Origin of the sequence: Promicromonospora sukumoe 327MFSha3.1, from assembly GCF_000385135.1 — a bacterium.
GTDB classification, from domain to species: Bacteria; Actinomycetota; Actinomycetes; order Actinomycetales; family Cellulomonadaceae; genus Promicromonospora; species Promicromonospora sukumoe_B.
The window spans coordinates 1,230,756-1,248,555 of record NZ_ARQM01000010.1 but is presented as its reverse complement, the minus strand read 5'-3'; the positions used below and the strand labels follow the sequence as shown (position 1 = coordinate 1,248,555).

The 17,800-nt window shown below is 73.0% G+C and carries 20 protein-coding genes; 9 read left to right on the top strand and 11 right to left on the bottom strand.

Going from position 1 to position 17,800, the window contains the following annotated elements:
- Positions 1-13: 13 nt before the first annotated feature.
- Positions 14-931 (top strand): RecB family exonuclease, encoded by a 918-nt coding sequence (locus tag H291_RS0109335; RefSeq protein ID WP_020014722.1) that lies wholly within the window; start codon positions 14-16, stop codon positions 929-931.
- An 81-nt stretch (positions 932-1,012) separates the two neighbouring features.
- Here the strand turns inward: H291_RS0109335 and H291_RS0109330 are convergent, their stop codons facing one another.
- On the bottom strand, positions 1,013-1,717 hold the full coding sequence (locus H291_RS0109330) for an HAD family hydrolase (RefSeq protein WP_232216012.1): 705 nt from the start codon (positions 1,715-1,717) through the stop codon (positions 1,013-1,015).
- 74 nt (positions 1,718-1,791) lie between these two features.
- Here H291_RS0109330 and H291_RS0109325 point away from each other — a divergent pair, with 74 nt between their 5' ends.
- Positions 1,792-2,352 carry an HD domain-containing protein gene (locus H291_RS0109325; RefSeq protein WP_020014720.1) on the top strand — a complete coding sequence of 187 codons (561 nt, stop codon included), beginning with the start codon at positions 1,792-1,794 and terminating at the stop codon, positions 2,350-2,352.
- 58 nt (positions 2,353-2,410) lie between these two features.
- Here the strand turns inward: H291_RS0109325 and H291_RS0109320 are convergent, their stop codons facing one another.
- Both H291_RS0109320 and H291_RS0109315 read right to left on the bottom strand, forming a co-directional pair.
- Complete coding sequence (locus tag H291_RS0109320; RefSeq protein WP_020014719.1) at positions 2,411-2,953, bottom strand: hypothetical protein; 543 nt, start codon at positions 2,951-2,953, stop codon at positions 2,411-2,413.
- A 108-nt stretch (positions 2,954-3,061) separates the two neighbouring features.
- Entirely contained in the window at positions 3,062-5,341 is a 2,280-nt protein-coding gene (locus H291_RS0109315; RefSeq protein ID WP_026365568.1) for a hypothetical protein, read from the bottom strand.
- Between the two features lie 196 nt (positions 5,342-5,537).
- Between H291_RS0109315 and H291_RS0109310 the strand changes: the two genes are divergently transcribed.
- On the top strand, positions 5,538-5,939 hold the full coding sequence (locus tag H291_RS0109310) for a hypothetical protein (protein ID WP_157236791.1): 402 nt from the start codon (positions 5,538-5,540) through the stop codon (positions 5,937-5,939).
- 22 nt (positions 5,940-5,961) lie between these two features.
- Positions 5,962-6,633 (top strand): HD domain-containing protein, encoded by a 672-nt coding sequence (locus H291_RS0109305; protein ID WP_020014717.1) that lies wholly within the window; start codon positions 5,962-5,964, stop codon positions 6,631-6,633.
- Between the two features lie 9 nt (positions 6,634-6,642).
- Here the strand turns inward: H291_RS0109305 and H291_RS0109300 are convergent, their stop codons facing one another.
- Positions 6,643-7,116, bottom strand: a complete 474-nt coding sequence (locus tag H291_RS0109300) for an NUDIX hydrolase (protein ID WP_020014716.1) — start codon at positions 7,114-7,116, stop codon at positions 6,643-6,645.
- Entirely contained in the window at positions 7,116-7,877 is a 762-nt protein-coding gene (locus H291_RS29335; protein ID WP_157236790.1) for a helix-turn-helix domain-containing protein, read from the bottom strand. Before H291_RS29335 ends, H291_RS0109300 begins: the two co-directional genes overlap by 1 nt.
- A 127-nt stretch (positions 7,878-8,004) precedes the next feature.
- On the opposite strand from H291_RS29335, the gene H291_RS0109290 reads away from it, so the two are divergent.
- Together H291_RS0109290 and H291_RS0109285 are read left to right on the top strand one after the other, a co-directional pair.
- Positions 8,005-8,292, top strand: a complete 288-nt coding sequence (locus H291_RS0109290) for a hypothetical protein (protein ID WP_020014714.1) — start codon at positions 8,005-8,007, stop codon at positions 8,290-8,292.
- Positions 8,293-8,359: 67 nt separating this feature from the next.
- Complete coding sequence (locus tag H291_RS0109285; RefSeq protein ID WP_020014713.1) at positions 8,360-9,238, top strand: PAC2 family protein; 879 nt, start codon at positions 8,360-8,362, stop codon at positions 9,236-9,238.
- A gap of 87 nt (positions 9,239-9,325) precedes the next feature.
- On the opposite strand, the gene H291_RS0109280 is transcribed toward H291_RS0109285, so the two are convergent.
- The 3 genes from H291_RS0109280 to H291_RS0109270 all read right to left on the bottom strand — a co-directional run bounded on the left by H291_RS0109280 (position 9,326) and on the right by H291_RS0109270 (position 11,959).
- Positions 9,326-9,541, bottom strand: coding sequence for a hypothetical protein (locus tag H291_RS0109280; protein ID WP_020014712.1), 216 nt, complete (start codon positions 9,539-9,541; stop codon positions 9,326-9,328).
- A gap of 122 nt (positions 9,542-9,663) precedes the next feature.
- Complete coding sequence (gene mshC / locus H291_RS0109275; RefSeq protein ID WP_026365566.1) at positions 9,664-10,974, bottom strand: cysteine--1-D-myo-inosityl 2-amino-2-deoxy-alpha-D-glucopyranoside ligase; 1,311 nt, start codon at positions 10,972-10,974, stop codon at positions 9,664-9,666.
- Positions 10,975-11,038: 64 nt separating this feature from the next.
- Complete coding sequence (locus tag H291_RS0109270; RefSeq protein WP_020014710.1) at positions 11,039-11,959, bottom strand: undecaprenyl-diphosphate phosphatase; 921 nt, start codon at positions 11,957-11,959, stop codon at positions 11,039-11,041.
- A 69-nt stretch (positions 11,960-12,028) separates the two neighbouring features.
- Between H291_RS0109270 and H291_RS0109265 the strand changes: the two genes are divergently transcribed.
- Positions 12,029-13,003 carry an aldo/keto reductase gene (locus H291_RS0109265; protein ID WP_026365565.1) on the top strand — a complete coding sequence of 325 codons (975 nt, stop codon included), beginning with the start codon at positions 12,029-12,031 and terminating at the stop codon, positions 13,001-13,003.
- A 37-nt stretch (positions 13,004-13,040) separates the two neighbouring features.
- Here the strand turns inward: H291_RS0109265 and H291_RS0109260 are convergent, their stop codons facing one another.
- Entirely contained in the window at positions 13,041-13,349 is a 309-nt protein-coding gene (locus tag H291_RS0109260) for a hypothetical protein (protein ID WP_020014708.1), read from the bottom strand.
- A gap of 117 nt (positions 13,350-13,466) precedes the next feature.
- On the opposite strand from H291_RS0109260, the gene H291_RS0109255 reads away from it, so the two are divergent.
- Positions 13,467-13,682, top strand: coding sequence for a DUF5703 family protein (locus H291_RS0109255; RefSeq protein ID WP_020014707.1), 216 nt, complete (start codon positions 13,467-13,469; stop codon positions 13,680-13,682).
- Positions 13,683-13,748: 66 nt separating this feature from the next.
- On the opposite strand, the gene H291_RS0109250 is transcribed toward H291_RS0109255, so the two are convergent.
- Positions 13,749-15,086, bottom strand: coding sequence for a M20/M25/M40 family metallo-hydrolase (locus tag H291_RS0109250; RefSeq protein WP_051109400.1), 1,338 nt, complete (start codon positions 15,084-15,086; stop codon positions 13,749-13,751).
- A gap of 61 nt (positions 15,087-15,147) precedes the next feature.
- On the bottom strand, positions 15,148-17,250 hold the full coding sequence (locus H291_RS0109245) for a M3 family metallopeptidase (RefSeq protein WP_020014705.1): 2,103 nt from the start codon (positions 17,248-17,250) through the stop codon (positions 15,148-15,150).
- A gap of 79 nt (positions 17,251-17,329) precedes the next feature.
- On the opposite strand from H291_RS0109245, the gene H291_RS0109240 reads away from it, so the two are divergent.
- A complete protein-coding gene (locus H291_RS0109240; RefSeq protein ID WP_157236789.1) occupies positions 17,330-17,752 on the top strand; it encodes a DUF6314 family protein in 423 nt (140 codons plus the stop codon).
- Positions 17,753-17,800: the final 48 nt, after the last annotated feature.

Below are 17,800 nucleotides of genomic sequence, written 5' to 3'. Positions count from 1 at the left end.
TAGGGTTGGGGGCATGACGACGACGGAGCTGACCCAGGGCCTGGTGCCGGACGCGACGACGGAGGCGGCCGACGCCGCGACCGCCGTGCGCGCGCCCTCGCGACCGCCGGCCCTGTCCCCGTCGCGGGCCAACGACTTCATGCAGTGCCCGCTGCTGTTCCGGTTCCGCACGGTGGACCGGCTGCCCGAGCCGCCGTCGGCCGCGGCGGCGCGCGGCACGCTGGTGCACGCGGTGCTGGAGCGGCTGTACGACGCCCCGCTGGGCGAGCGGACGCTGGCCGCGGCGCACGACCTGCTGCCGGGCGAGTGGGACCGCCTGCTGGAGGCCGACGAGCGGTACTCGGGGCTGTTCACCGACGGGATCGGCCCGGACGGACAGGACCGCGCGGGCTGGCTGGCCGGGGCGGGCTCGCTGCTGGGCACGTACTTCACGCTGGAGAACCCGAACCGGCTGGAGCCGGCCGAGCGCGAGCTGCTGGTCGAGTCGCAGCTCGACGGCGGCCCGCTGCTGCGGGGCATCGTGGACCGGCTGGACGTGGCGCCCGACGGCGCGCTGCGGGTGGTCGACTACAAGACGGGCAAGTCGCCGCGCCCCGGCTACGAGACGTCGGCCGTGTTCCAGATGCGGTTCTACGGGCTGGTGCTGTGGCGGGAGCGCGGGGTGCTGCCCAAGATGCTCCAGCTCGTGTACCTGGGCGACGGCCAGGTGCTGCGGGGCGAGCCGACGACGGACCACCTGGAGCACACCGAGCAGAAGATCCGGGCCATCTGGTCCGGCATCGAGGACGCCGCGCGGACCGGCGAGTGGAAGCCGCGGAAGTCCAAGCTGTGCGGCTGGTGCGCGCACCAGGCGCTCTGCCCGGAGTTCGGCGGCACGCCCCCGGAGATCCCGGAGGGCGCGGTCGCGCTGCGGCTGGGCATCACGGGCTGAGGCGCGCGGTCGCGCACCGGGCCCGGCCGGGCGCACGGGTCTCCCCCGCGGTGCGGGTCTCCCCCGCGCCGCGGGCCGACCTCAGCCGGCCAGGTCCTGCGTGCCGAGCAGGTCGACGACCTCGCCCGACGCGATCCGGCGCAGCACGTCCAGGTCGATCTGCTTGAGCGACGCGGCCCGGCTCAGGCCCGGACGCGGCGGTACCGGCACCTCGGCCGGCACGCCGAGCGTGCGGGCACCCGACGCGAGCGCGGACGTGATCCCGGGGCCGGAGTCCTCGATGGCCACGCAGTCCTCGGCGCGCACGCCGAACAGCTCGGCGGCCACCAGGTAGGGCTCGGGGTGCGGCTTGCCGTGCGTGACCTCGTCGCCGGTGACCAGGTGCGTGAAGGTACCGGCGGGGGCGCCGTCGGCCACGACCTCGGCCTGGCTGCGGTAGGACATGGTGACGATGGCGCAGGGCACGCCGGCGGAGCGCAGGTCCTCCAGCAGCTCCAGGACGCCGGAGCGCCATGGCACGGCCTCCCGCAGCTGCTCGTTGACGCGTGCCACGAGCCAGGTCACGATCTCGGCCGGCTCCAGCGGGACGCCGGCGTCGCGCAGCATGCCGCCGGTGGTGAGCAGCGCCTGCCCGACGGCGCCCAGCGCGTCCTCGTGCGTCCAGGTCGCCCCGTGCGCGGTGACGATCTCGTGCTCCGCGCGCATCCAGTAGGCCTCGGAGTCGACGAGGGTGCCGTCCATGTCGAACAGGACGGCGGCGGGCAGGGCTGAGGATTCGCGGGGCACCGACACATGCTAGGTGCCGCGATGGAACGGCCGGTAACGGGCGTGCGACGCGGCGGATGCCGGACGATAGCGCCATGACGCACACCGCCGCCTCCGGCATCGCCGCCTTCACCTTCGAGATGGGCGTGCTCAAGCGCCTGCGCCGCGCCGGCTGGTGGCAGGTGGGGGTACGCGACCCGGAGTCGGTGGCCGAGCACAGCCTGCGCGTGGCGCAGCTCGCCGCCCTGCTGGCCGCCGAGGAGGGCGCCGACCCGGCCCGCGCCGCCTACCTCGCGCTGTGGCACGACTCGCAGGAGACCCGCATCACGGACCTGCCGCACACGGCGCGGCCGTACCTCATCAAGCCGGACAACGTGGCCGTCACCCGCGACCAGGTCGCTCCCCTGCCGGACGCCGCGGCCGCCACCGTCCTGGACGCGGTCACCGAGTTCGAGGCGCAGGAGACGCCGGAGGCACGCTGCGCCCGCGACGCGGACAAGCTGGAGTGCCTCGTCCAGGCCGTCGAGTACCGGCACGGCGGCCAGGACGGGGTCCAGGAGTGGATCGACTCGTCGTACGCGGCCCTGACCACGGACGTGGCCAAGCGGGTCGCGGACGCCGCGCTCACCCAGTCGCCGATGAGTTGGCGGGACTGAGCCGGCGGGACCGGGCCGGTGGGACCGGGCCGGTGGCCCCGCCGGCCAGCAGATCAGATCAGTCCGCGAGCAGCTCCGCCGCCCGGTCCTCCTGGTCGGCGTCCAGGTCGGTGCGGTCGAACGCGGCGACCGCCTTGTCGAAGGTCCGGTTCACCCGCGGCTCGATCTCGACGACGCTCGCCGGGGCGACGATCGCCCGGTCGTACTCCGCGATCCAGGCGTCCATGTGCGCCACGTACGCGTCGCGGGCCAGGTCGAGCCGGCCGCCGTCGGGCAGCGAGACCGCCCGGGCCTCTTCCTTGGCGCCCAGGACCTCGGCTCGCGCCTCCTCGGCGAGCTCGGGCACGTCGGTCATGAGTTCTGCGGCGAGCTCTTCCTTCTCGCCGGTGTCGGACGTGGCCTCGATCTCGTCGAACCGGCCGCTGATCACGTCGATGTAGTCGCGCATCGTGGACTCGCTGTGCTCCACGGCGTCGAGCAGCACGTCAGCGGGATCGCTGGTGCGCTCGGCCTGGGACCAGGCGATGCCGCTGCCGGCGCCGGCGACGACGAGCGCGCCGACGGCCGAGAGCATGACCCGGTGATTTCGCAGGTTGAGCATTGGTTCATCGTCACCCGGACTACAGGTGTTGCGCGCGCTGATCGGTGTGATCCGTGACGGAACTAACGGGCATATCACCTGATATCGCCCTGGAACCGCTTCACCGGCTCAGACCCCCCGGCGCTCCAGGTGCTCCAGCCGCTCGGCCGCGAGCGCCGCCCGGTTCATGCCGGCGCGGATGTACGGGGCGTCGGTGCCGGCGCTCTTGGGGTAGAAGATGCCCAGGTTGATCAGGCTGACGAACGAGGCGTAGACCAGCACGTCCTGCACGAGCCCCAGGGAGAGCAGGGTGCCGATGCCGATGATCGGGACCAGGTAGACGGCCACGGTGGGCTGCCATGCCGCCAGCCGGCCGAGCGTGGCGATCTCGCCGCGTGGCACGGACGTGAGCCCCGCCGCGCGGGCGCGGGCGTTGGTGGCCCAGGCGAACCAGAGGCAGGCCTGGACCACCACGGCGAAGGTGACGTGGCCGACGAAGGTGAACAGGGGCCACCAGTCGCGTTCCACGAGCGTCGGCAGCACCACGTAGAGGGGCGGCAGGACGGCCAGGGAGCGCAGGCCGACCTCGGCGGTGACGGCCCGCAGCCGGTGCCGTCGGTCGCGGGGCAGGGCCCACACGGTGCTCAGCTCGGCGAAGACGTTGAGGTAGAGCCGGGCGCAGACCAGCGCGAACGTCAGGGTCACCAGGCGCACGGGCAGGTTGCCCCAGGGGTCGGGGATCGGGTAGTCGGGGGCGCGGACGTCGTCGAGGAGGACCAGTCCGGCCCCGGAGCGGCCGAACACCTCGTCGGCCATCTCGAACCACTTGGCCTGCCAGGACAGCCCGAGGTCGCGGGACCACCACGTGATGACCAGGGCGGTCCCGGACCAGATCAGGACGGCGAAGAGCCAGGCCCAGCGCTGCAGCCGGCGGGCCTGCCGCAGGTGGGCGGCGCTCGTGGCGTCGCGTACCTGGCGGGTGCGCACCTGCAGCTTGCGGCGCTGGCGGGCAACGGTGCCCGCGCCGGGCGACAGGTCGCGCAGCCGCTGCAGCGTGGTGCGGGGCCGTTCACGGCCGTCCTGCTCGAGGATCGCGACCTCGTCGGCGAACACCCGGCCGATCTGCTCGAACCGGGGTTTCGCCGGGTCGACCGGGGTGACCAGCAGGCGGCGTCCGGGGTCGGCGTCGGTCAGGTCCTCCAGGAGCCGGGCCAGGCCGACGGACACGACGTAGAACTGGTCGGGGACCGTTCCGTCGGGGTTGTGCGGGATCCCGGCGATGGCGATCAGCAGCGCGCCCAGCGAGTACAGGTCGGCCAGCGGGTGGCCGACGCCGTCGCGGCGCACCTCGGGCGCGGCGAACACGCCCTCGCCCTGCCCCTGGCCGGCGATGGAGCGGGCGTGCAGGTGGTTGACGCCCAGGTCGACGAACCGCAGGCGTACCTGCCCCGGCTGCTCCTCCTGGACGATGATGTTGGACGGCGTGAGGTCGTCGTGCTGCTGGTCGTGGCGCTCGAGGTCCGCGAGCGCCGTCAGGAGGGCGCCGCCCAGGTCGCGCAGGGCCGGGGTGTCCACGGGGCGGTTGATCTCCCGGGCCGGCGGGGCGGGCTGCTCGGCCGCCCGGTGGGCCAGGTGCTCCCCCAGCGTCCGGCCCCGCACCAGGTCCATGAGGATCCAGCTGTCGTGGCTGGCCCACACGGGCACCGCCGGGGACGGCCGGTCGGCGTGCGGCTGCCCGTGCTCGGCGTGGTAGCCGCGGGTCGCGTCCACGATCGCCGGGATCGTGAGGTACGGGTGGATGACGCACTTCAGCGCGAAGGTCGCCGTGCGGCCCTGGGACGGCTTCGCGACCCGCCCGGTGAGGATGATCGAGGTGGTGCCGTGCCGGTGGAACCGCAGGCTCGTCAGGTCGAGCGCGGCCCACTCCGCGGCCGCCCCGGACGTCGCGCCCGCCCGCCCGTCGCCCGGGTCGTGGAGCGCGGCCAGCGCGCGCCGCACGTCGGGGTCGGCCACGAGCGCGCCGCTGACCTGCCCGGCGGGCCGTCCGGCGACCGTCAGCGCCCAGGGCGCGTCGCCGTGGAACCGGATCCGGTCCGAGCAGTGCATGGCGACGAGCGTGAGCAGGTAGTACCCGAGGAAGCCGGCCGTGCGCGGCGGCACGGCGGCGGCGTCCCGCGTCGTCCACCAGGCCCACAGCAGCTCGATCTCGCGCTCGCGCGAGACCTGGAACCGGTCGGCGTACGCCCGCTCGTCGAGCGGGAGGTCGAGGAGCACGGCGTGCCAGTCCTCGACGCTCCAGCGGTCCAGCCCGCCCCCGCGCGCGCCGTCGGCCGCCGTCAGCTCGCGGACCGCCCCGGTGAGGCGCTCGAGCGTCCCGCGTGTCCCGTCCCCCTGCCGCCCCCTGGTCACGGTCCGCGACGATAACGGAGTTCCAGGCCTGTGCGCTGGGAAAACACCCCGACCCGGCAAACCCGCGGGATCCGTCCCCGACCAGCGGATCCACCACACCTCCGCCGCGCGCGTATCGACATCCTGGGCGATGCTGGCCCACGATCGACGGTTTCGGCCGCCGAGTCCCGGTACCGACCGAAGGGGGAGAAAGACCGTGTTCGGACCCGATTTCTTCGAGCGACTCTCGCAGCGGATGTACTACGACCTCGACGGCAACCCGATCACGCAGGACCAGTGGTCGGTGCTCCGGCTCGGGGCCGGGTCCGCGCACATCGCCCGCGACCACATCGGGATCTACCACGTGTCCACGGTCTGGACCGGGATCGACACCACCGCACCGCTCGAGGACGACGACGACCACACCCCGCTGATCTACGAGACGATGGTGTTCGTCGAACGGCTCGACCCGGACGGCGTGCTCCCCGAGGACGAGCGCCTCGACTGCACCGAGCAGCACGCCGAGCTGCACGCCACCCGGGAGCAGGCGCTGGCCGGCCACCGACGGGCGACGGCGCTCGTGCGGGAGTGGATCGTGAAGGGCCGCCCGGAACTCTGACGACGACGCAGGGGGAGAGCACATGATCGAGACCAGAACGCCTTCTCTGACCACCCTCTTCACCGCACGCAGCGCCGCGCGGGCCGCCGCCCGGCGCGCCGTGCACGGCCCCGCGCCCTACGGTGAAGCGATGCAAGGAACCACCCCGCGGGAGCTCGGTCCCGCGGGCGCGCAGGCGCTGCTCGTGGAGGTCTTCGAGCCGAGCACCGACCGCCTCGCCCACTCGCTCGGCGTGGGACGGCGCGCGGAGCACGTGGCTCAAGCCCTGGGCCTGCCCGAGCTCCTGGTCACGGCGGCCTACCTGCACGACATCGGCTACGCCGCCGCGGCCCGCGACACCGGGCTGCACCAGCTCGACGGCGCCCGCTACCTCCGCCGCCTCGGCGCCTCCGACGCGCTGACCAGCCTGGTGGCGCACCACACCTCGGCCCTCACGGAGGCCGGCGAGCGGCACCTCGACGCGCACCTGCGGGGCGAGTTCCCGCCGCCCGCGGACGGCGAGCTGCTCGACCTGCTCACGTACTGCGACATGACGACCTCGGCCAAGGGCCGCACCGTCACGATCGACGAGCGCCTGGACTGCATCTACGACCGCTACGCGCCGGGGCACCTGGTGTCGCGCAGCATCCACCGCGCCGAGCCGCAGCTGCGGCGCATCGTGTCCACGGTCGACGCGCGCATGCGGCTCGGCTGACGAGAGCCCTCAGGTCAGGAACGGCTCGGTGCGCGTGGTGTCCACCGCGTGGTCGATGCGCAGTCGCATCGACGGGTGGATCTCCAGCTCACCGAGCCGGTCCACGGGCTGCCACACGACCTCGCTGGACTCGCGCGAGATGCGCGCGCTGCCACCGGTGACCGTGGCGTGCATGCAGATGGAGAACTGCGCGCGGACCTCGCCGTCCGAGTAGACGATCACGTGGCGGGGGTCGGTGTAGATCCCGACGAGGCCCGTGATCCGCACGTGGTACCCCGTCTCCTCCTCGGTCTCCCGGACGCCGGCCTGCCGCACCGTCTCCCCCGGGTCGATGCCCCCGCCCGGCAGCGCCCACAGGTCGTTGTCGGTCCGGTGGATGAGCAGCAGGCGCCCGCCGTCGTCGCGCACGGCGACCGTGACCGAGGGGACCACGGAGTTCACCGCCGGCGCGGCCGGGTCGTCGAAGTAGTCGCGCCGGGACATCACGACTCCCTGTCCGGGTCCTCCGTCCGCGGCCAGACCGTCAGCGGCGGCGCGGCGTTCCAGACCCGCTCGAAGCCGGCCTGGTAGGCGGGCGCCATCGACGCCTCGGGACCGTCCTTGAGGTGCAGCAGCGGGTTCGCCCCGGCGGGCGAGCCCCAGACGTGCGTGTTGACCAGGAGGTCGTCGTCGAACCGGAAGGTCGTGGCGTACAGCGTCTCGTCGTGCAGCCGCACCTCGACGCCCGGCGTGCCGAGCGCGGGGGCCAGGTAGGCCAGCACCAGTGCGATCCGGCCGGAGAGGCCCGTGCCGCCCTCCTCCCGCGTGCGGACCGCGACGGCCTCGCCGTCCGGGTCGCCGAGCAGCAGCCGGACCCGCACGCCGCGCTCCGCCATGGTGACGATCTCGGTGGTCAGGTCGAGCGTCTGGTCGGGCAGGAACGTCGCCGCGAACGCGTGCATCTCGAACCGCTGCTCCACCCCCGCCAGGAACGCCCGCCACGTACCGGACGGCACGGCACGCCGCGCCGGGTACACGCCCACGATCTCCTGGGCGGCGGCCTCCGCGCGGTCGACGTCGCCCCACAGGGCCGCGACGTCGCAGCCCAGCGCGTCGGACACCGCGACGCGATGGCGCGGGTGCGGGGTGCGCCCCTGCGCCACCCAGCGCTCCACCGTCTTCGGGTCGACGCCCACCGCGGCCGCGAGCCGTACCTGGCTCAGGCCCGCCTGGCTCATCGCCGCGACCAGTCTTTGGTTTCTCACGTGTCACCCCCTTAGGGACGTATCTATCACCGAAACGTCCCGGGCGCTGCCGATGGCACGTCCCATGCGTCCGGCGCATGGTGGTACCAGTCTGTCCACCTGCCCGACCCGTGTCCCGGAGAGCCTCGTGAACCCCATTGCCTCGCAGTCGGTCACAGAACGTCTTGGCGATGTCATCGATCTGCTGCGCCACGTCCGCGCGGACTGGATCGAGGTGCTGACGGTGACGCCCGAGCGCGTGTGCCTGCAGCCGTGGCACCTGGACGACGGCGAGAGCATCGCGCGGGCGCTGGGCCTGGACCACGCCATCGACCAGCGCATGCTGAACCCGGGCTACACGCTGTGGTCCGGGACCTGGCGCGGGGTCGAGGTCCAGGTGCGCGGCGCGCTGCGCGCCGGCGTCCCCGTGTTCTGATTCGCCCGTCCGCGAACGCGGCCGTGCCCCTGGTCACGTCGAGCGCCGCACACCCTAGGGTGGGGGGATGACCGACGCGCATCACGAGCAGCCGGAGCAGGCCTCGCCTCGCCAGACCGTGCTCCTGGCTGCCTTCGAAGGGTGGAACGACGCGGGGAGCGCCGCCACGACGGCGCTCACGCACCTGGCCGAGGTGTGGGGCGCCGAGAAGGTGACCGAGCTCGACCCGGAGGAGTTCCACGACTTCCAGGTCAACCGCCCGTACATCTCGTTGGACGACGACGGGAAACGCTCCATCACCTGGCCGACGACGACGATCTCGGTCGCGCAGGTGGGCGAGCGCAAGGTCGTGCTGGTGCACGGCGTCGAGCCGTCGATGCGCTGGCGCAAGTACTGCGAGGAGCTGCTGCGCGTCGCCGACGAGCTCGGGGTCCGCACCGTGATCACGCTCGGCGCCCTCCTGGCCGACGTGCCGCACACCCGGCCCATCCCGATGACCGCGACCTCGGACAGCGTGGGCCTGCAGTCGGTCCTCGACATCGAGGCCAACACGTACCAGGGCCCCACGGGCATCGTCGGGGTGCTGCAGCACGAGGCCGCCGAGCGCAACCTGCAGTCGGTGAGCCTGTGGGCGGCCGTGCCGCACTACGTGGCCAACCCGCCGTCGCCCAAGGCGACGCTCGCGATCCTCACCCGCGTGGAGGAGATCCTGGGCGAGACCGTCCCGATGGGCGAGCTGCCCGACGACGCGGCCGCCTGGCAGCACGGCGTGGACGAGCTGGCGTCCGAGGACTCGGAGATCTCCGAGTACGTGGCGCAGCTCGAGGAGGCCAAGGACACCGCCGAGCTGCCCGAGGCGTCGGGCGACGCCATCGCGCGCGAGTTCGAGCGCTACCTGCGCCGCCGCGACGGCGGCGGCAAGGACAGCGGGCCCGAGCGGCTCTGAGGAGCCCGCCGGCGCCCGCCGGTACGAGCACAGAGGCCTGAGCCCCCGGTGGGGCTCAGGCCTCTGACGTGTTGTCCGGCGTGACGATCACGCGCTGCTGGAGATGGGCTCGATCCGCACTCCGGCGTCCGGCCCGTGGAAGCCCACCCATGTCTCGAGACACCTTGCGGCGTCCTCGACGCGGTCGTAGACCGGGGCGTACCCCGGTCCGTTACGTACCACTCGGTATCGTGTGCTGCACCGGGGCGTCGTGGTGACGGTGACCCGGGTCTCACCCGTGAAGTCTTCCTCGTACTCCGTCATGCTCCCCATCCTGCCCCGGGTTAAATGCAAACGGAAGCAGGGGTCAAAACTAACCCGGTAAGCGCTTGACGCGGTTCTGGCCTACCTCACCGAAACCGGGTCGAAACTGGCTTCCCGAGGGGTCACAAACGCACTCCGAGCAGGGCATTCACCGTCCGGGCGATGATGCCGGGGGCGCCCTCCTCGTCGGCCGTGGTGTCCCGGGTCGGGTCCAGGGAACGCTCAGCCCACGCGTCGACGGCGGCCAGCGCGGCCGGCGCGTCGAGGTCGTCGGCCAGGGCCGCGCGGACCGCCGCGAGGGTCTCCGTGGCCGCCGGACCACCGTTGCCCGAGACCGCGTCGCGCCACCGCACGAGCCGCGCCTCGCCCGCCGGCAGCGACGTCTCGTCCCACTCCCACTCGGTGCGGTAGTGGTGCGCCAGCAGGGCCAGACGGATCGCCATCGGGTCGTGGCCGTCGTCGCGCAGTCGGGAGACGAGCACGAGGTTGCCGAGCGACTTGCTCATCTTCTCGCCCTGGTACGCCACCAGGCCGGCGTGCACGTGCGTGCGGGCGCCGGCCTCCTCGCCGCCCTCGTCCGCCGGGCACAGCACGCGCAGGTGCGACGTCGACATCTCGTGGTGCGGGAACAGCAGGTCCGACCCGCCGCCCTGCACGTCGAACCGCTCGCCGTCGGCCAGGCCGAGCCCGTCGCGCGCGATCACGGCGCACTCGATGTGCCAGCCCGGCCGGCCGGACCCGAGGGGGCCGCCGTCCCACGCCGGCTCGCCCGGGCGCTCGCGCCGCCACAGCAGCGGGTCCAGCGGGTCCTTCTTGCCCTCGCGGTCCGGGTCGCCGCCGCGCTCGGCGAACGTGGCCAGGGCCGCGGCCCGGTCGAGGTGCGCGACGGCGCCGAAGCGCGGGTCTGCGGTGAGGTCGGCGTAGACGTCGCCCAGCTCCGGCGTCGACCCGCCGGCGCCCGGCTCCAGCGACACGCGGTAGGCCGCGCCCGACTCCAGCATGGCGGCCACGGCGCGCGCGACGTCGGGGGCCGACTCGACGGCGCCCGTCCAGGTGGCGGGCGGGACCACGCCCAGCGCCGTCATGTCCTCTCGGAACAGGGCGATCTGGGAGGCGGCGAGCTCGCGCCAGTCCATGCCCGTCTGCTCGGCGCGCTCCAGCAGCGGGTCGTCGACGTCGGTCACGTTCGAGGCGTAGGTGACGTCCTTGCCGGCGTCGAGCCACGCGCGCACCAGCAGGTCGAACGTCACGTAGGTGTTGGCGTGCCCGATGTGGGTGGCGTCGTACGGCGTGATGCCACACGCGTACAGCCGCGCCCGGGGACCCGGCGCCGCCTCCACGAGCTCGCCCGTCGACGAGTCGTGGACCCGCACCGGGGCGACGGCCTCAGGGGCGGGGAGCTGCGGGACTTGGGGTGTGGGCCAGGCGTGCACGCGACCAACGATAACCGCCGCCTGTGACACTCCCTGACCATGTCAGGGCGCCGGACGGTGTGTTCTACGCGACGCCGCCGGTCGCGTCGATCGTGCCCGACATGAGCAGGTACACGACCACGCCCGCGAGCACGAGCCGGTAGTACACGAACGGCTTGTACGAGTAGTTGCCGATGATCTTCAGGAACCCGATGATCACCGCGTAGCCCACGCCGAACGCGACGACCGTCGCCAGCAGGATGGCGCCCCAGCCGGGCGAACCGGCGGGCAGCGGCTCCCCGAGGGTCTTGACGAGCTGGTAGAAGCCCGAGCCCAGCACGGCCGGGATGGCCAGCAGGAACGAGTAGTCCGCGGCGGCCTTGCGCGTGAAGCCCATGGCCAGGCCGGCGGTGATGGTGCCGCCGGAGCGGGACACGCCGGGCACCAGCGCGAGGGCCTGGGCGAAGCCGAAGCCGATGGCGCTGCGGCCGGTCAGCGTCGTCAGCTCGCGCTCCCGGCGGCCGTAGATGTCCGCGATGAGCAGCAGGATCGCGAAGAACGCGAGGGTGAACACCGTGATCCACAGGTTGCGCAGGGTGGTCTCGATGTAGTCCTGGAACAGCAGGCCCAGCACCACGATCGGCACCGAGCCGAAGATGATGTACCAGCCCATCGCGGCGTCCGGGTTGGCGATCACGCCGGGGCGGCCATGCCGCACGTCGACGGAGCCGGGGCGCGGGCCCAGGCCGGCGCGGGCGCGCCAGCCCTTGCCGTTGGCGCCCGCCAGGGCCTTGAACCAGGCGACGAGGATGACGCCGATCTTCTTGCGGTAGTAGATGATCACCGCGGCCTCGGTGCCGATCTGCGTGATGGCCGTGAAGGCCGCGCCAGGGTCGCTCGACCCGATCAGCTCACCGACGATCCGCAGGTGCGCCGACGAGGAGATCGGGAGGAACTCGGTCAGGCCCTGGACCAGGCCCAGAAGGATGGCTTCCCACGCAGTCACGGGCCGTGACACTACCCCAACGGCGCGCCTCCTGACGCACCCGCTCCAGCCGCGGGTAGCCTGCCGCACATGGAACGACGCCGGGTGGGCAGATCGGGCCTGCGGGTCTCGGAGCTCGGGCTCGGCACCATGACATGGGGCCGCGACACCGACGAGATCGACGCGGCCGAGCAGGTACGGGACTTCCTCGACGCCGGCGGCACCCTCGTCGACACCGCGGCCAGCTATGCCGACGGCGACTCGGAGCGCGTCATCGGCACGCTGCTCGGCGGCAAGGTGGCGCGCAGCGAGCTGGTGCTCGCCACCAAGGCCGGCATCCGCGCCGAGTCGCGGCCCGACGGCGGCCCCGGCCGCGTCGTGGACGCCTCCCGCGGCGCGCTGCTGGACAGCCTGGACGAGTCGCTGGTGCGCATGAGCACGGACCACGTGGACCTGTTCCTCGTGGCCTGCCCCGACCCCAACACGTCGCTGGAGGAGACCTGCAACGCGCTGCGGATCGCCGTGACCAGCGGCCGCGCCCGGTACGTGGGGCTGAGCAACCACCCCGGCTGGGCGACGGCGCGCGTGGCCACGCTGCTGGAGCCCGACGTCGGCCTGGCCGCCGTCGAGCTCGAGTACTCGCTGCTGCAGCGCGGCGTGGAGCGCGACGTCATCCCCGCCACCGACGCCCTCGGGGCCGGGCTGCTCGCCTGGTCCCCGCTCGGGCGCGGGGTGCTCACCGGCAAGTACCGGCGCGCCATCCCCGGCGACTCCCGGGCCGCCGGCTCGCTGGCCGGCTTCGTGCAGCCGTACCTGGAGGGGCCGGCGACCGCCGTCGTCGAGGCCGTGGCGACCGCCGCCGAGGGGCTGGGCCGCGCCGCCGGCGAGGTGGCGCTGGCCTGGCTCCTGGAGCGCGAGGGCATCGCGTCGGCGATCGTGGGCGCGCGGACGCCCACCCAGCTTCGCTCCTCGCTCACGGCGGCGACCCTCGAGCTGCCGTACGAGGTGCACGCCGCGCTCGACGACGTCTCCGCCCCCGACATCGGTTACCCGGAGCGCTGGTGACCGCCCGCCCGCCGGTGGTGTTCTGGCCCCTGCCCGGTCAGCGCTGCTGCGCGGGCTGCGGCTCCTCCTCGGCCTCGTCCAGGTCGTCGTCGAAGTCGATGTCGTCGAGGTCCTCGTCCGACTCGTCGTCCTCGTCCTCGTCCACCTCGTCGGCCAGGTAGAAGGGAGTCACCTCGCCGAACACTGTCGCCAGGGAGTCCTCGTACACCTCGTAGGCGTCGGCGAGCACGTCGTAGGCGTCGTCGACTGCGGGGTCGTCGTCACTCCGGCGAGTGGCGACCGCGTGATGGTGGGCCTCGAGTGCGGCTACGAGGCGGTCGAGCGCGGCACGCGGTTCAACGGTCATGCCTTGAAGGTAGCGCCCCATGGGCCACAATGGGCAGACGAAAATTGTTGCTGTCACCGGTCTGCAACCAAACCGGCATAAACTGACCTCACCCACGACCCGAGGACGGTGCATCAGATGGCGAGAGACGGCTCCGTGTTCCGCAAGAACAGTCAGTACGAGTACCGCGTCGTGACCTTCGAGCCGGACACCACCGTGCCGGACGCCCGCAAGGCGCTCACCGACGAAGCCGAGTACGGCCGTTGGGAACTGGCACGGACCCTTCTCTACATCGGCGGCAGACGCAAGGTCTGGCTCCGCCGCAAGATCATCAAGGTCTCCTCGACCCTCTGACCTCGACGCTGTCCCCGCTGGTCGAGCTTGTCGAGACCGGTCTCGACAAGCTCGACCAGCGGCCGCTCAGCAGGTGCCGAGCAGGCGGTCCAGCACGCGCGTGCCGAACTTGAGGGCCTCGGTCGGCACCCGCTCGTCGACGCCGTGGAACATGCCGGCGAAGTCGAGGTCGTTCGTCAGCTGCAGCGGCGCGAAGCCGTACCCCGTGATGCCGAGGCGGTGCAGCGACTTGTTGTCCGTGCCGCCCGACAGCGTGTAGGGCAGCACCTTGGCGCCCGGGTCCTCGGCGTCGATCGCGGCGACCATCGCGTCGACCAGCGACCCGCTGAACGGCACCTCCAGGGCGGTGTCCAGGTGGATCGGCTCGATCCGGACGTTCGGCCCGGCGAGCTCGCGCAGCGTGGCCATCCCGGCCTCCTCGTGGCCCGGCAGGAGGCGCACGTCCACGGTCGCCTCCGCCCGGCCGGGGATCACGTTGGCCTTGTAGCCGGACTCCAGCTGGGTCGGGTTGGAGGTGTTGCGCACGGTGGCGCCGACGAACTTCGCGACGGGGCCGAGCGCGTCGACCAGCGCGTCGATCGTCCTCGGGTCCTCGTAGTCGACGGGCAGGCCGGTCAGGTCGCTGACGCCGCGCAGCAGGGCGTCGACCGTGGGCGTGACCGTGTACGGCCAGGCGTGCTGCCCGATCCGCGCGACGGCGGCGGCGAGCTCCGTGACCGCGTTCTCGTGGTTGACCTGCGAGCCGTGCCCGGCGCGGCCGTCGGCGATCAGGCGCAGCCAGGCGATGCCCTTCTCCGCCGTCTGCAGCAGGTAGGCGCGCTTGCCGTCCACCTCGACCGAGTAGCCGCCCACCTCGGAGATCGCCTCGGTGGCGCCCTCGAACAGCTCGGGCCTGTTGTCCACGGCCCAGCGGGCGCCGTAGACGCCGCCGGCCTCCTCGTCGGCGAAGAACGCGACCACGACGTCGCGCGCGGGCTTGCGGCCCTCGCGCACCATCTGCCGCACGACGGCCAGGATCATGGCGTCCATGTCCTTCATGTCGACGGCGCCGCGGCCCCACAGGAGACCGTCGGTGAGCTCGGCGCCGAACGGGTCGACGGTCCAGTCGTCCTTCGCGGCGGGCACCACGTCGAGGTGCCCGTGCAGCACCAGCGCGGGCCGGGTCCGGTCCTGCCCCTCCAGCCGGACGACGACGGAGGCGCGCCCCGGGCTGGACTCGAACAGCTCGGGCTCCAGGCCGACCTCGTGCAGCAGCTCCATGACGTACTCGGCCGCGGCGCGCTCCCCCGGGCCCTCGTTGTCGCCGTAGTTCGACGTGTCGATCCGGATCAGCTCCTGGCAGATCCGGATGACCTCGTCGGCGGCGGTGGGCACGGGCGCGGAAGTCGGAACAGTCTCAGTCACAGGGGCCACGGTAACCGGCCGGACGACCCGGCCGGTCAACCGTGACCCCGCGTCTCACGACTCAGACGAGGCCGCGGCGCTCCAGCAGCGGCGTGATCTCGGCCGCCCGGCCCCGCAGGTCCGCGAACGAGGCCAGCGGGTCCTGCGACCCGCCGCGGGCGAGCAGCTTGCGCCGGAACGCCTCGCCGTTCTCCCGGGTCAGCCCGCCGTTCTCGGCGTACCACTGCACGGTGTCGGCGTCGAGCACCTCGGACCAGATGTACGAGTAGTACCCGGCCGAGTAGCCGCCGCCGAAGATGTGGTTGAAGTACGTGCTGCGGTACCGGGGCGGCACGGAGGCGAAGTCCACCCCCGCGGCCGCGAGCGCCGCCGCCTCGAAGGGCAGCACGTCGTCGACGGAGGTCGGCACCTGGTCGGGCGTGAGCTGGTGCCAGGCCTGGTCGAGCAGCGCGGCGGCGAGGTACTCGGTGGTCGAGAAGCCCTCGCCCCAGACGCGGGAGGCCAGCATGGTGTCGACCCACTGGGCGGGCATGGGCTCGCCGGTGGCGTGGTGCACCGCGAAGGACCTCAGGATCGCCGGGTCCCAGGACCACATCTCGTTGACCTGGGAGGGGTACTCGACGAAGTCGCGTGGCACGGAGGTGCCGGACTGCGACGGGTAGCGCACGTCGCTGAGCAGACCGTGCAGGGCGTGCCCGAACTCGTGGAACAGGGTGGTGACCTCGTCCCACACGAGCAGCGTGGGCTCGCCGGCCGGCGGCTTGACGATGTTGAGGTTGTTGACCACGACGGGCTTCTCGCCCAGCAGGTGGCTCTGGACGACGAGGCTGTCCATCCAGGCGCCGCCGCGCTTGGACTCGCGGGTGTAGAAGTCGCCGAGGAACAGGCCGAGGCCGGTGTCCGGCTCCCCCGGCTCGACGCTGTCGAACACCTCGAAGACGCGCACGTCCGGGTGGTAGCCCGGCAGGTCGGGGCGCTCGACGAAGGAGAGGCCGAACAGCAGGCCGGCGGCCTGGAAGACGCCGTCGCGCAGCACGCGCTCGAGCTCCAGGTAGGGGCGCAGGGCGGCGTCGTCCAGGTCGAAGCGCTCCTTGCGCACGGCCTCGTTGAGGTAGGACCAGTCGGCGGCGGCCACGCCGTCCCGTTCCGGGGCGGCGCTCACCTTGGCGAGCTCGGCCGCCTCGCGCCGCGCGTTGGCTACGGCGGCGGGCGCGAGGCGCCCGAGCATCTCGTTGACGGCGGCGGTGGTGCCGGCGGTCGCGTCGGCGGCGATGTACGCGGCGTGGTGCTCGTAGCCGAGCAGCCGCGCGTGGTGGGCCCGCAGGCGCGCGAGCTCCAGGAGCACCTCGCGGGTGTCGTTCTCGCCGCCGGTGGCGCCGCGCGCCATCGAGGCGCTCTGCACGCGCTCGCGGGTGGCGGCGTCCTCCAGCGAGGCGAGCACGTTCTGGTGCGTGAAGAGCTGCATCTCCAGGAGCCAGCCGTCCTGGCCGCGCGCCTCGGCGGCGGCGCGGGCGCCGGCCTTGGCGTCCGCGGAGAGCCCGGCGAGCTCGGCCTCGTCGGTCACGAGCACGCTCGCCTCGTTGGCGCCGGCCAGCAGCTTGCGCCCGAAGCTCGCCTCCAGCGTCGTGATGCGCGCGTTGAGCTCGCGCAGCGTGTCCTGGTCCCCCGCGGACAGCGCGATGCCGGACCGCTTGAACTGCGTCATCTGCTTCTCGAGCAGGTAGGCGGTGTCGGGCTCGAGCACCAGGTCGCCGGCCGCCGCGGCGTCGGCCAGGGCCTTCGCGCGCTCGTGGAGGCGCGCGTCCATGTTGATCGCGTCCTGGTGGGCGGCGAACAGGGGCGCGAGCCGCTCCTGGACGTCCTCGAGGCCGGGGGTGGAGTCCGAGGGCAGCTGGTTGAAGTACGCGCGGGCGGCGCGGCCCAGGAGCTGACCGGAGCGCTCCAGCGCCTCCAACGTGTTCTCGACGGTGGCGGGCTCGGGGTTGGTGGCGATGGCCTCGACCTCGGCCCGGTGGGCCGCCATGCCGGCCAGGATCGCGGGCTCGTAGTGCTCCTCGCGGATCGCGGAGAAGTCGGGCAGGCCGTACGGGAGGGCGGACGGCGCGGCGAAGGGGTTGGCCGGGTCCAGCTCCGCGGGCGTGGTGGTCTCATGGGTCGAGGTCATGGGGAACATCCTCGCCCATCGGCCCGCTCGGGACCGCACGCTTTCCGTGGGGTCGGGGGCGCGGTCTAGGGTCGTGGGCGTGGATCCTTTCCGGCTCGTGGGCACCTGGGACTTCCGGCGGGAGATCCGGCACGCCGACGGCGCCGAGTACTCGGCCGACGGCGAGGCCCGGTTCTCGGTGGAGGACGACGGCCGGGTGCGCTGGGCGGAGCACGGCACGCTCCGCTGGGCCGCGGGGACGACGCCGGTGACGCGCACACTGTTCGTCGTCCGGGAGGCGGGGCGCGACGGCGGGGCCGTGGCCCGGTGGCGCGTGACCTTCGAGGACGGCCGCGACTTCCACCCCTGGACCGCCGGCGCCGTCGAGCACCTGTGCGGCCGGGACCTGTACCAGGGCGGCATCGAGGTGCCGGCGCGGCCGACGTCGTCCTGGGAGCTGCGCTGGCACGTGACGGGCCCGGAGAAGGACTACCTGATGCACACCTGGTACACGGAGCGCTGAGTTCGGCACTCCGCAGGACGCTCAGCAGAGCACTCGGCAGTTGGCATC